Origin of the sequence: Shewanella electrica (assembly GCF_022321485.1) — a bacterium.
Lineage (GTDB): Bacteria > Pseudomonadota > Gammaproteobacteria > Enterobacterales > Shewanellaceae > Shewanella > Shewanella electrica.
Genome location: NZ_JAKOGG010000008.1, coordinates 152235 through 164800, shown reverse-complemented (window position 1 = coordinate 164800; position 12566 = coordinate 152235). Strand labels below are relative to the sequence as shown.

General features: G+C 51.1%; 14 protein-coding genes and 1 pseudogene. 7 read left to right on the top strand and 8 right to left on the bottom strand.

Translation table 11 applies throughout. The annotated features are described in order from the left end of the window. A pseudogene (locus tag L9G74_RS12960) lies at nucleotides 1-266 on the bottom strand (hypothetical protein); the annotation flags it as partial. Nucleotides 267-522: 256 nt separating this feature from the next. Here L9G74_RS12960 and rsmD point away from each other — a divergent pair. After that, nucleotides 523-1116, top strand: a complete 594-nt coding sequence (rsmD, locus tag L9G74_RS12955) for a 16S rRNA (guanine(966)-N(2))-methyltransferase RsmD (protein ID WP_238896833.1) — start codon at nucleotides 523-525, stop codon at nucleotides 1114-1116. Beyond that, the gene (locus tag L9G74_RS12950) at nucleotides 1106-1381 is read left to right on the top strand and encodes a DUF1145 domain-containing protein (protein WP_238896832.1); all 276 of its coding nucleotides are present in this window, start codon (nucleotides 1106-1108) and stop codon (nucleotides 1379-1381) included. The genes rsmD and L9G74_RS12950 overlap by 11 nt, the downstream gene beginning before the upstream one ends. A gap of 363 nt (nucleotides 1382-1744) precedes the next feature. Here L9G74_RS12950 and L9G74_RS12945 read toward each other — a convergent pair whose 3' ends face one another. The 4 genes from L9G74_RS12945 to L9G74_RS12930 form a co-directional block, all read right to left on the bottom strand. Beyond that, nucleotides 1745-2098 carry a DUF4870 domain-containing protein gene (locus L9G74_RS12945; RefSeq protein WP_238896838.1) on the bottom strand — a complete coding sequence of 118 codons (354 nt, stop codon included), beginning with the start codon at nucleotides 2096-2098 and terminating at the stop codon, nucleotides 1745-1747. Then, entirely contained in the window at nucleotides 2098-2802 is a 705-nt protein-coding gene (locus L9G74_RS12940; RefSeq protein WP_238896831.1) for an MOSC domain-containing protein, read from the bottom strand. Before L9G74_RS12940 ends, L9G74_RS12945 begins: the two co-directional genes overlap by 1 nt. Before the next feature lie 410 nt (nucleotides 2803-3212). Next, nucleotides 3213-4070, bottom strand: a complete 858-nt coding sequence (locus tag L9G74_RS12935) for a PfkB family carbohydrate kinase (RefSeq protein WP_238896830.1) — start codon at nucleotides 4068-4070, stop codon at nucleotides 3213-3215. A gap of 38 nt (nucleotides 4071-4108) precedes the next feature. Then, nucleotides 4109-5005 carry a patatin-like phospholipase family protein gene (locus L9G74_RS12930; protein ID WP_238896829.1) on the bottom strand — a complete coding sequence of 299 codons (897 nt, stop codon included), beginning with the start codon at nucleotides 5003-5005 and terminating at the stop codon, nucleotides 4109-4111. Between the two features lie 147 nt (nucleotides 5006-5152). On the opposite strand from L9G74_RS12930, the gene L9G74_RS12925 reads away from it, so the two are divergent. After that, nucleotides 5153-5347, top strand: coding sequence for a hypothetical protein (locus L9G74_RS12925; RefSeq protein WP_238896828.1), 195 nt, complete (start codon nucleotides 5153-5155; stop codon nucleotides 5345-5347). Between the two features lie 113 nt (nucleotides 5348-5460). On the opposite strand, the gene L9G74_RS12920 is transcribed toward L9G74_RS12925, so the two are convergent. Beyond that, entirely contained in the window at nucleotides 5461-6372 is a 912-nt protein-coding gene (locus tag L9G74_RS12920; protein WP_238896827.1) for a LysR family transcriptional regulator, read from the bottom strand. 116 nt (nucleotides 6373-6488) lie between these two features. Beyond that, nucleotides 6489-8675, bottom strand: coding sequence for a TonB-dependent siderophore receptor (locus tag L9G74_RS12915; RefSeq protein WP_238896826.1), 2187 nt, complete (start codon nucleotides 8673-8675; stop codon nucleotides 6489-6491). 389 nt (nucleotides 8676-9064) lie between these two features. Here L9G74_RS12915 and L9G74_RS12910 point away from each other — a divergent pair, with 389 nt between their 5' ends. Beyond that, nucleotides 9065-9664 carry a DUF4919 domain-containing protein gene (locus L9G74_RS12910; protein ID WP_238896825.1) on the top strand — a complete coding sequence of 200 codons (600 nt, stop codon included), beginning with the start codon at nucleotides 9065-9067 and terminating at the stop codon, nucleotides 9662-9664. Between the two features lie 18 nt (nucleotides 9665-9682). On the opposite strand, the gene L9G74_RS12905 is transcribed toward L9G74_RS12910, so the two are convergent. Then, nucleotides 9683-9859 carry a hypothetical protein gene (locus L9G74_RS12905; RefSeq protein WP_238896824.1) on the bottom strand — a complete coding sequence of 59 codons (177 nt, stop codon included), beginning with the start codon at nucleotides 9857-9859 and terminating at the stop codon, nucleotides 9683-9685. Nucleotides 9860-9967: 108 nt separating this feature from the next. Between L9G74_RS12905 and L9G74_RS12900 the strand changes: the two genes are divergently transcribed. The 3 genes from L9G74_RS12900 to L9G74_RS12890 are packed head-to-tail and all read left to right on the top strand — an operon-like array spanning nucleotide 9968 to nucleotide 12190. Continuing rightward, nucleotides 9968-10243, top strand: a complete 276-nt coding sequence (locus L9G74_RS12900; protein WP_238896823.1) for a hypothetical protein — start codon at nucleotides 9968-9970, stop codon at nucleotides 10241-10243. After that, entirely contained in the window at nucleotides 10240-10542 is a 303-nt protein-coding gene (locus L9G74_RS12895; RefSeq protein ID WP_238896822.1) for a hypothetical protein, read from the top strand. The genes L9G74_RS12900 and L9G74_RS12895 overlap by 4 nt, the downstream gene beginning before the upstream one ends. Nucleotides 10543-10546: 4 nt before the next feature. After that, nucleotides 10547-12190: a PepSY-associated TM helix domain-containing protein gene (locus tag L9G74_RS12890; RefSeq protein ID WP_238896821.1), complete on the top strand. Its 1644-nt coding sequence runs from the start codon at nucleotides 10547-10549 to the stop codon at nucleotides 12188-12190. Nucleotides 12191-12566: the final 376 nt, after the last annotated feature.

Below are 12566 nucleotides of genomic sequence, written 5' to 3'. Positions count from 1 at the left end.
GGCTCTGGCTCTGGCTCTGGCTCTGGCTCTGGCTCTGGCTCTGGCTCTGGCTCTGGCTCTGGCTCTGGCTCTGGCAGAGAGTCCGCGCTGGTCGCGGCGGTCGCAAGCGCATCTTGCTCGTTCTGAGCGGTTTCAGGATCACTGCTGACCGTGTCGCTCGCGCTCACGTCCTCAGCGGGGGTGTCCACTAACTGTTGTTCTTCGGGAGCAGATTCCTGCGCAGTTTTATCTTTGCGGAACCATGAGAAAAAACCTTTCTTAGCCATTCGTTATCAATGCTCAATCGTAATGGGTGGTAACGGGCAACCGCGTGCGTGGCGGCTGCTAAATAGGGCGGCTAGCCCTGTGTATTGGTGCTATTGGCCGCTTTGCGTTTCGCCTTATGCGGCGAGTTTGTTATAGAATAGCGGCGCTCGCATTGCCGCCATGGCGTGGCAGTGAAAAACTGCTGCATTTTGACGGCGTTAAAATAATCGAGACAGTCTACCATTTTATTTCTTCAGGCAAAATCACGGGGGCAAAATGTCCAAGAATCGACCAGGCAGTGGTCAGGTAAGAATTATTGCGGGGCAGTGGCGCTCGCGGCGCTTGCCAATCCACGATCTTGAAGGCCTGCGTCCCACCACTGACCGCGTGCGCGAAACCGTGTTTAATTGGCTCAGTGGCGATATCGCTGGCAGCCAAGTGCTCGATTGTTTTGCCGGTAGCGGTGCGCTGGCGTTAGAGGCGTTGTCACGTTACGCCGAGTTTGCCCGTATTTATGAGCTACAAACGCCAGCGGCCAAACAGCTACAGCAAAACTTAACCACGTTGCAATGTGACCGCGCTGAGGTGCTGAATCGTGATGTGATTGCGGCGCTAAGCCTGCCAGCGGATCGCCAGTTTGACTTGGTATTTCTCGACCCGCCATTTCGCAAAGGCTTGGCAACTCAAAGCATTGAATTACTCAGTAGCAACGGCTGGCTCAATGATCTGGCGTTAATCTACGTCGAAGTGGAGAGTGAGTTAGGGGCGCTGCCCGTGCCAGCCGACTGGGTACAACTGAAAGAGAAAGTGGCGGGCCAAGTGTGTTATCGCCTGTATCAACTGCAACGAGAGACCAAAGATGCTGATTAACTTAGGCAAACTACTTACCCTGCTGGCGTGGCTACTGATGTTTTACAATATCGTGCAACCGTTTGGCGGCAATATCTCGCTAGTGCTGAATATTCTGTTGGGTGTGACCGTGATGATGCACCTGCTGCAAACGCTGATGTTCTATTCGGTGTTTAATACGTTGATGCCGTTGAAAGCTAAAGACTATCTGCAAGCCTTTGTATTTGGTGTATTTGCGCTATGGCAATACCGCCAACGGGCGTTGGCGGATATGGCAAAGCACTAGGGAAGGTGCGAACAAGTCTTCGCGACGCTCTGGATTTGTAAGCCATAGCAGTTCAAGGCAGCTAACTGCGGGCATGCTGGAGCATGGCAAAGTTAGCTAACGAAGAAATGCATGAGCTTACAAATCCCCGTAGGGCGTGGCCTACAGCTTCATCTGCTACGTTGCAGTTTTTGCAAAGGGCTCACCATTCGCGGCAAACTGCGCCTTGTATCTGAAAGCTGTATGCTCACGCAGAGCACGCACGGGACTTATTCGCACCTTCCCTAGGGGCCGTTTATCTTTGCTGATTGTTTTTCAGCAGACAGAGCGTGATTTAGGCAAGGCAGGTGCCGTGTAGTTATTCTCCACAAACAGCCCCTAGGCTTACTTGAGAAAGCGAATGGCGAGCGGGTAGTGATACACCGTGCCTTCGCTGGCTTTAATGGCGGCAATCACGGTGACAATCAGGTTGAGTAACGCCAAAAGTCCCATGACCAAAAAGCCCACCAGCACAAAGGCCAGCACGATACTAATGATAAAATAGATGGCTAAGCTGATTTGAAAATTCAGGCAGTTTTTACCACATGCCGCCACAAATTCAGACTCATCACGTTTCATCAGATAAACAATTAATGGCCCAAGAATATTGCCAAAGGGAATGACATACCCTGCAAAACTGGCGACATGCACCAGAATCCCCATGTCACGTTCTTCTTTTGTTACCGTATTTAACTCCATCACTTCTCGTCCCATCCTTGATAAAAAGCGTCAGCCCCATAGAGTCGGCCATGCCAGTTCTCGACGACGCCAGTGGCTAAACGTTGTTGTAGTTTACGCTGCCAATCATCGCCTAAACCTGGCGCAGTAAGCAGTTTTTCGTAGGCAGCCGCATCAAATGGCTCAGCAAAATAGAGCCGCATTGCCTCGGCCACGCTAATATCACTATGGCGTTTAACCACGGTGATCTTGTCTGTTTGGTTAATCGTGCCGGGCACCAACACGCGATACAACCAGCCACAGCGGGCGGTATTTTGCATCGTACGGGCAAATTCACGCTGTTTAAACTGCAAATTGGTTTTAAAACAAGGCGATCGCGGTAAACTAATTTGCAACAAAACTGCGCCAATCGCAATCTCATCGCCAATACACACATCTTGCTCTAACAGCCCCACCGTGGAGATATTCTCCCCCAGCGCGGGCGCTTGTCGCTCGGCACTCATCAACCCTTGCTGTTGATAAAAGGCGTAATGCTCCTGCGGGAAATGGTGCAGTACGCGATCATCACCGCCGTGATTTTTCAGGTCCACCGGTCCATCTTGTGCAACGCTATGCCGCCCGACCTGTAAGCTGGGCACCGCCACTTTGCTGCTAATACTGCTCCGCACCTGCTCGGTGAGGTCGCAGCCTGTACCAATATACAAACCTGATAAAGCGATTGGCATGAGATGACGTCCTGTTAGCTGCCATAAACCACGATGTGGCATGTATGAATTAAGCGCATTACTTTGCCATAGCTTGACGATGGCGACAAATGGACGGACGGCGGTAACAAAAAACCCCGCAGCTACGGCATGCGGGGTAATTAGGAAAGTTGTCAGTCAATGAACAAAGGTACTTGCGGTACCTGTAAGAACTTGCACCACTCAGATGACAAACTAATGACAAAAAAAACCTCGCACAAAGGCGAGGCGCTTAGAAACAATCAATGCTACGAAAGGGAGAGTCAAACAAACATAAAGCCATGGTTCCCATCGGCTCGGAGCACATATTAGGTAGCTGAGATGACAGCGACATGACGGTAATTTAGGGTTTTGATGACAATTGCGCCGAGTGAGCGAATAAAAACAGGCGCTTAAATGCCACCGGTCTCATTGCCCTGCAAATAGTCGCGCAGGTTGTCGCTCGGAATCGAGGCTTCCGAGGCCACCGCAAATGCGCCCCAGGTGGCCGCCTCTTGCATCGCTTGCTCGATGGTTAACCCCGACACTAAACCGTGGATCAAGCCAGCAGCATAAACATCCCCGGCGCCAGTACTATCCACCAGTTTGGCCGGTTTCGCATCAATATGCAGCTCGCCAGCCGCATGATATAACCGCGCGCCTTGTTCACCTTCAGTGATAATAAAATACTGCAGCGAGTCACCGGCGATACTGCGGCCGTAGTCCCACATACTGAGTTCAGTACGTTCCTGCATATCCGACAGTGATGACAACAGAATATGGCACGGCCGTGGCCGTTCGTCTTTCGCTAGCTGAGCAACCACCAGCGTATGCGCCAGTGCGGATTTACTCCAACTGGCGGCACCTTCGGCCGAGGAGTTGAGGTACACGGCGTGCCAGTCGCGCCAATCTGGCGGTGTGCCCAGTTGGAACACTGGCCGCTGCGGCCGAATAATGGTGCGTTCGCCATCGGGGGTCATCAACAACATGATTTCGCAGGTTTGACCGTGATGACGCGACACGCGGCGGCAATCCAAACCGTTAACGCTGGCTTGGGCTAACAACCAATCGCCCAGTTCGTCACGCCCCACTTGGCTAACTAATGCCACGCAGTGGCCCGCCCATTCCAAGCCAATGCCGGTATTGGCACCACCGCCACCTAAACGCCGACCACCATCGTCATAATGATAACGACCGCCGATTTGCAACGATTTGTTAAGTTGTAAAATTCGATCGCAATTAAGATTGGCAATCAGCATGATATTCGCCATAGCGACTCCAGCGCGCGGGTTGTTGTACCTAAACTTGTTTATTTAACCACAACCTTATCTTGCGGTTTGCTGAATGCAGCACAATCTATGAACGCGCGCACTTGCGGCAGCGCTTTTTGACCATCGGCCAAGCCGAGTTGATAGACGGCGGCCACTTTATCAAAGCGGCGTTCGAGCCGATCTAACCCCAGCGGCTGTTGTGGCTGGATCACTAAGGTGTTGCCCGCGGCAACTTGCGCCGACAAATCTAACAAACCTTGGTTATACACTTGATGACGTTGCAGCAACGCCTCGGCCACTTTGGGATAACGGCGATACGCCCGTTTAGCTAACCACGCAGGTTTGAAGGCGGATTTTCGGTAGTCCGCATCTTGAGTCAAAATCACCAATTGCTGTTGATAACCATCGCGCCGCGCCTGCGCTAGTGGGATCGGTGCGGCGATACCGCCATCAAGATACGTTTGACCATTAATATCCACCGGCGGCGATACAAACGGCAAGCTGGATGATGCAATCAGCACATCCAGCAAACGCTGCGGCTCGGCGCAATCTGCTTTGGTAAAAAAGTCGGTATTACCGCTGTGGCAGTTAAAGGCACCGATTTTGAACTCGGCATCGTTCGCCATAAATGCACTGAAATCAAACGGCACTAATTCGTTCGCCATGCGGCGGTAGGTAAAATCAACATTGACGTAGTTGCCGTTTTTCAGCCAATGACGCCAGCCCATGTAACGTTTATCACCGAGATAACGCTGCTGAATCGTCAGGTTACGGCCCGACTGACGCGACAGGTAAGAAGCGGGATAGATAGCGCCAGCAGATACGCCAACCACATAGGGAAAATACAGCTCGGCTGCCAAAAAGGCATCCAAAACCCCGGCGGTATACATTGCCCGTAGCCCGCCGCCTTCGAGTACCAACGCGGTGTTATTCATAGTCTCTCCCACTCATTAGCGCTCCAGCATACTTAAGCACAGGGCATCATTAAACCTTTACTCTTGCCAATGGCATAATTTTGCGAGAAGATGCGCCGCGCTGTTGAAAAAACCAGCGTTATTATTTGTTAAGGATGACAAAACCTCATGAAACGCCTGCTGTTTTATATGCTGTTCGGCTATGCAATATGGCTGTCTTGGCAACACTTCTTCGGTCCCAAAACCACCACATCACCGAGTAATAACCAACTGGCGCAATCGCTGAAACAACGTTTCGCGGATGCGGCGCGCAGTGCGAGCACGGTAAAACGTCTTGATACGGAACAACCAAGCGCAGAATAAGCCACGCTGAGCTGCCGCGTAGCGACTGAAATGCCTTATGCACGCAGCGCGGTCGTCTTTAAGCACAGCAGCAACATCCACATGCAGTGATCAGTTTGGTTTAGCGAGGGAAGTCACTCAGTGGGCAGGAGTTGCGCATATCGAGCGAAACAGGATTGAAGAATATGCAACGCTTCGCGAACTTTCGGCGGCATCACTTTGGTGCGGGTTAACGCATAGGCATTACATTCTTGCAACTGCCAATCTGGTAATACCCGCAATAATTGCCCTTGCCGTAATAGGTTGATGACATCTGGCTCAGGTAAAGCGCCATAACCGAGACCATCTGCCACAAAACACTGCAACGATTGCATGTTGTTGACATCAAACTGGCTCGGCGGGAGTTCAAACCCTTGCAGATGTGGATGGTACAGCGTGTTGTAGCTATTTTTTATCAACGAGTGACCAATACGCTGCCAATTAACCAACTGACTGGGATGATTGGGTAATACCCGCCGATGTTGCACTAAATAGTTGGGCGCCACACACAACACAACCCGCCAGCGCGCCAGATGATGAGCAAACAAGGATGAATCTTTTAACGGACCGATTTGAATAGCGATATCGATCCCTTCTCGCACCGGATCGATAGCGGTATCTTGCAAGCTAAGGTCGAGATGAATATCGGGATAAGATGCCTGTAAGCGCCGAATCGGCTCACTCAACATCTGGCTGCCAAATCCCGCAGGAGCCGAGATTTTAAGTACGCCAGTGGGCTGATGTTTGTAGTTGTCGAGTAGCGCTTCCGTTTGCTCTGCCAAGGCAAGCATGCGGCAGCAGTTGTCATAGATCTCTTGCCCCACATCGGTGAGGGTGAGTGTACGCGTACTACGGATAAGCAACGCCACGCCTGCCCGCTGCTCCATTTTTTGGATCTGCTGGCTGACCGCCGAGGTACTCATGTTAAGCTGCTCGGCCGCCGCTTTCATTGAGCCGAGATTAACCGTGGCCGTGTACACACGCATTGAACGCAATAGTTTATTCATGGTGTTATTACTTCCGCCAGCACCACCAACGTCTTATCACCTCACATCACTCACCGTCATATGCTTCTGTTAAGGTGCGGTGACAGCATTACCGCCGCCACCGCCTTCATCACCGATTAGAAGCGATATTTAAAGCTCACCGTAAAGTTACGTGGTGTGCCGTAGTGGTAGAAGTTGTAGCCATAAAGCGCATTAGAGGTCATGTAGGCGTAATACTTCTTATCAAACAGGTTTTCTACGTTCACTTGAATATCCATGCTGTCGTTGATGTCATATCGCGCCATCAAGTTCACCAATGAATAAGCACCTTGCTCAATACGCGTTGTGGCACTTTCAGAATATGCTTCACTTTGCCAATTGATACCGCCACCAACGGTCAGTTCAGGCAGCACCTCTTGGAACTGATAGGTCGTGAACAGTTTCAGTTGCTTACGCGGTGTATCAGTTTGTACGCGCTCGCCGTCAGCATTTTCCGCTTTAAACTGTGAATAGCCCGCAGTAACGTTCCAACCATCAATAGGTTGTCCGACAACTTCAAACTCAAAGCCTTCACTTTCTGTACCTTTTGCTCCTATAGAAGCAGACAGCTGGTCCGGTGTAGGCTCGAAATTAGGATCGCTAACCGCTAGGTTATCTTGGTCGATCTTGAACACTGCCACGGTGGTATGTAGACGATCATCAAAGAATGAACTCTTCAAACCCAGTTCGTAGGCTTTACCTTCCAATGGGTCGATAAAGCTACCATCAGCAGTACGAGCATTTTGCGGGTTAAAGATCTCGGTATAACTTGCATAAATACGGTGCTGCTCATTCAGGTCATACAAGGCACCCAAATAAGGTACAAACTCACCATTATTACCGAAAGTTGCATTCCCCCAGTTAATACCTTCACGATTCCAACTCGAGATACGACCACCGGCGATCACTTTCAACTCGTCAGTAATAGCTAAACGCGTAGCGGCGTAGAAGCCTTTCTGCTCAGTTTCCAATTCTTGGTTACGAGCCGCGGTAGTGTCCCATTCAGGTTCGCCGAAGGTATTACCGTGTTGCCAGTCGTAGAAATTCGTCACAGGGTTAGCATCGTATGCCGTCCCACCAACGATTGGATTAGGGTTATAAGTGTCCGTGTACATTTTTTGTTTACTGTACAACGCACCCATGACGAATTCATGGCTGCGAGAGAACAGCTCGTAGTCACCTTTCAACTGCAGGTCGAAGTTATTGGAATTATTCTCAGCATGAGCGTTATAACGTTGCCCCACCAGGCCAGCTCCTGTTTCCGCATCTAATGCTGTATAGGTGCCAGTAGCGGCGTTAAAAACGCCAGACATATAAATCAGGCGTGATTGAGTTTCATATTCCATACGGTTGTAGTTGGCCACCAACTGCCAACCGTTGCTGAACATATGGTTCAAGTTGGCAAAGTAATTTTTGTTGGTAGATTCCCAACGGGTCCAATCCGCACCAGTCGTTGTAGATACGTCCCAATCAGCGGCACTGCCATCGGCAAATACGGCTGGCAAACCACCCCACATCGCGCCATGAGGGTCGTTGTTGTTATACACCATACCCACGCGCAGCAGCGTGCTATTGGTAATGTCGGTATCGACCACACCATAAAGAATGGTTTTATGGTCTTCGTAATAGTTTTGGAACGAGTTGTTATCCACATACTTAGCCACTAAGCGACCGCGTACCGTACCATCGCTATTAAGCTTACTGCCGACATCAGCGGTTACTTGTTTTTTGGCCCAACTGCCAGCATCCAACTGAATAGAGCCAGTAAGTTCGGTGGCATCCGCGTGTTTACGCACTAAGTTAATCGAGGCGGATGGATCGCCCGCGCCAGTCAATAGACCGGTAGCGCCACGGACCACTTCTACGCGTTCATATAAAGAGACGTCTGATACGGTTTCGCCAGCGTCACCGCCTAAGCTCCATGACAACGGCACCCCGTCGATTTGATAGTTTTGTACCGCAAAGCCACGAGCAGTAAAACCGTTACGCACGTTGTCAACTTTGGTAGATGACAAACCGACAGCGTTATTGACCACGTCAACCACGGTATTTAATGCCTGATCTTGAATACGCTCAGCGGTCAAAATCGACACCGACTGCGGCGTTTCGCGCAGGGTCAAACCTAACCCTGTCGCGGTATCAATCGTTTTGCTGACACTGTACTTGCCAGTGACAGTAATTTTTTCGATCTGGTCGTTATCGTTATTGGTTTGATCGGCCGTAGCAGCCAGTGGGTACAACACGGCAGCAATCGCTGCACTCAGAGGGAGAAGATGATAGCGCATAGTAAAATTCGTTATTATTGAGTCACTGGGAAGGCGTCAAGATAACACTATTGAGAATCGTTTTCATTAGTATTTTAGTGATATCTGTAACAAATTCGATGCACAACCGCTACCAACTTCACGACGTTTATCCGCAGCATCATCGCAATAAGATGCAAGTCATGCCAGCATGTGATGCCGCCGTTATTACACAACACATTGGAGCGCCGTTCGCGATGAATGTGCCCTTCATGTTGCCGATGCAACATACGCCTAGCACGGCATTGCCCCGCTAGGCAGTTACTGCAACTTAAGGGATAAATTTCGTCTACGACTTATGCAGCGCAATCAATAACTGTTAATCTGTCCGCAACGCTGGTTTGGCTGGCGTGTTGCATATAGGGATGTCCATGAAAGCTTTGTTCTGCCTCGTTGCCACTATGTTACTCACTGCTTGTGTCTCTTCTGCTCATCCGCCTGCTCACGCAGCTGTTGATTGGGCTGATGAAAATGTGAATTTTGACGCGATGCGTACGACCATCGGATGGGCAGATGATTATCAGCAACGTTGCCATGATGGCCGACCATTAGCCGAAATTTATCAGGCGGCGGATGCCAACAATTGGGCAGAATTAGCCAAAATAGGCCAACAGTGGCTACAACAATGCCCCATCGATATTCGCATCAATTACATGACCAGTATGGCGTTAGAGCAGTTAGGTGAGCAGGCAGCATCTGATGATCACTACCGCTGGTTTGACGGGTTAATGCAGTCGCTGGTGTCTTCGGGGGACGGTACCACCCCAGCAACGGCCTATGTCACCGTATCGGTGCAAGAGGAATACGATGCGATGTATTTCTTTCAAGTTCGCCCCACCTCACAGCGGCTGATTAACAACCCGTTATGTGACGAGGTGCATGTGGTCGATAGTGCTGGCGAGCAAGCCGTGCTGTACTTCAATCCCGCTGCACATTTCAATCGACTCAAACAACAGCGCGAACGGCAATAACCCATCAAAAGCCATTTTTCAGCAAGCAGACGATGCTGTAGACAGACGCTGCGGCGCCATTCTCCAACCACCGTCTTTGGCGGCCAGCAGCTTGCTGACTGCCGAGCCACCCCAACCACCGTCTTTGGCGGCCAGCAGCTTGCTGACTGCCGAGCCACCCCAACCTCCTGCGCTTGATGCTGATTTTTTTTGCACCAGCTCCCAAATTCATGTAAATGATAATGACTATCATTAACTAATTAATATAGTCTGCGACGTTTATTAACCTGTGGTTAACTCAAACGAACGCACAAGCGAGACGATATGGAAACCGCGCTGTTCTACGGCTTTTTACTGCTACTTATGGTGACGGCGGTGGCACTGCTCTACCTCAGCAGCAAACAGCAAGCCCTACTATCACATCCCATTGCCGTCGCCCCGTGGCGCTATCTAGCCTACATGCTGCTGTTATGTAGCTTCTGTGGTTGGCATTTAGTGTTGACCCCAGCGGCCGCGTTCTTCTGGTGGTTGCTGGTGCTCGGCATCATGTTTGGCACGCTACCGTTTATTGCGCTGTTTAAACGGGAGCCATTGAAATGAGTCTCAGTGAAACTCGCCGTCCATCCAAGGAGAAGATTCGCCCAGACTGGATCAGCAAAACCGCCATTGGCTTGGTATTAGGATTTGCGCTAGCGCTGGCACTTGTTGGCTTGTTCGCATGGTTTGGGCCGGGAGGCATCGAAGCACGTGATAAGTACCAATTTAACATGTGGTTAGTTGCGCCGATCTGGCTCAGTGTGGTGAGTCTAGTGTATCTGTTTCATTCGGCGGCGCGTGCGCTGCTTTGGCTCGGCGGCGCTAATCTGCTGGCATGGGCACTGCTACTGTTATTGAGGTAACACCGTGCAAATTCGTAGCGATATTTTAAGAATTTATCAAAAGGTTCACCTGTGGACCGGCATCACTACCGGCATTTTGCTGTTTATCTGCTTTTTTGCTGGTGCGCTCACGATGTTCAAGACCGAGATTGCCGCATGGGCATCGCCACCAAGCCATGTGTTACCGCAAGTGCCGGTTGAACGCTTGGATGAACTGCTCGCCAAAGCACAAGCGCAACACCCCGAGATCAGCCAAGGGTTTACCATTTACCCAAACGACAGCCGTTACTCGCCCCTGACATGGTCACAAGTGAGCCGCGACCATGATGTACACCTTAATGCAGCGCAGTGGCAAGCTTCACTCACACCGGAAGGCGAGCTGATCACCCAACAAGTGGTGCCCAATCAACTCGCGGAATTAATTGACCAACTACATCGCACCGCCGGTATTGCAGGTCATGTCGGCCATGAGCAACTAGGTGTTTTGGTGATGGGCGTTGCGTCGATGCTGTACTTTATCGCGCTGGTGTCGGGTGTGATCTTTTTACTGCCCACCTTAGTGAAAACCCTGTTCGCGCTGCGCCGCAAAAAAGGCCCGAGCCGTTTTTGGCTAGATACCCACAATCTGTTGGGCATTACCGCCTTACCGTTTCATATCGTTATCGCCCTGACGGTGATAGTGTTTGCCTTTCATGACCAGTTTTACGATGCACTGAATCAAACCATCTACAAAACGCCGCCAAGCTTTATGCCGCGTACCGCGATGCAAGCCCCGGCCGAACATCCGCCGCTGCCGGTGATCAGCGAGGTGCTCACCGCCGCCAACAGTTTTCAAGCCGATTATCAGGCACGCAGCATCACCTTTGCTGGTCTGGATGGCCCACGCGCCATGGCACGAATTGAGATGTACAGTGATAGCGCGATGATGCGCGGGCCACTTGCCGATTTTCTCGCGCTCAATCCGTACAATCACCAAGTGATGTTTAGCACCATGACCGCTGGCGAACAGGGCATTTGGGGTCGGATTGTCGCGGTGTTCTTCGGCCTACACTTTGGCAGTTTTGCGGGCATGGCTGGCCGCTGGCTTTATTTTGGCTTAGGGCTGAGCGGCGCCATGTTGTTTTATAGCGGTAACCTATTGTGGCTAGAACAACGCCGTAAACTGCAAAAACAGGCAACAACACCAGTACAACAACCCAAGCGCGTGCGCATTATGGCGGCGCTTACCGTCGGCTGTTGCTTAGGCAGTGTGGTGGCTATTGCCGCCAGCATGGTGTTGGGTAAATGGTTAGCGCCGGTATTGGATAACGTCAATTACAGTTATTTGTGGATCTATTATCTGGGCTTTGCTGCGGCACTGATTTACAGCTTTAGCGCAGGTGCGGCACGCGCGGCGATTCGGCTGCTGCAAGCAGGCGCTTTGCTGTGTCTCGCCATCCCCTTGAGTTCACTGGCTGCGCTGTGCCTGCCATCGCTCGGTTTATGGGCACCGCAAACGCCAGCAACCTTGATGGTGGATGTTGTAGCTTTGCTCAGCGCAGCGGGTTTCGCCTATGCCGCCAAGGTCACTTATCAGCGCGCAGTGAATGGGGATGCCGACAGTATCTGGGCGTTGACGCCGCCAACGACACCAACCCGCGTCAACCGCCAGTTATCACAATCCAGCTAAACCCAACAATGGCGAGAGCTTATGCTAGGGGCTGTTGATCTTTGGCATTTAATTTTTGTTCAAATTAAACGCGATATGAATGAGGCGCGGCCTGCGACGCTTAGTCAACTAAGCAAGCTGGGGGCAACAAAGTTCAGGAGGCGTTTAAATGAACCCTTCGGGCAGCGACAGAGCGCAATTTATTCAGCGTTAGGTGCTGTTTGTGGAGAATACTACACGGCACATCACCTGCCTTGCCTAAATCACGCTCTGTCTGCTGCAAAAACAACCTGCAAAGATAAACAGCCCCTTGGCTCTCGCCATTCTGCGACATCGATTAATCGACACCAACTGGTGGACATATTCCCCGCCAGCTAGCCCAAAACTCCCGCCACGG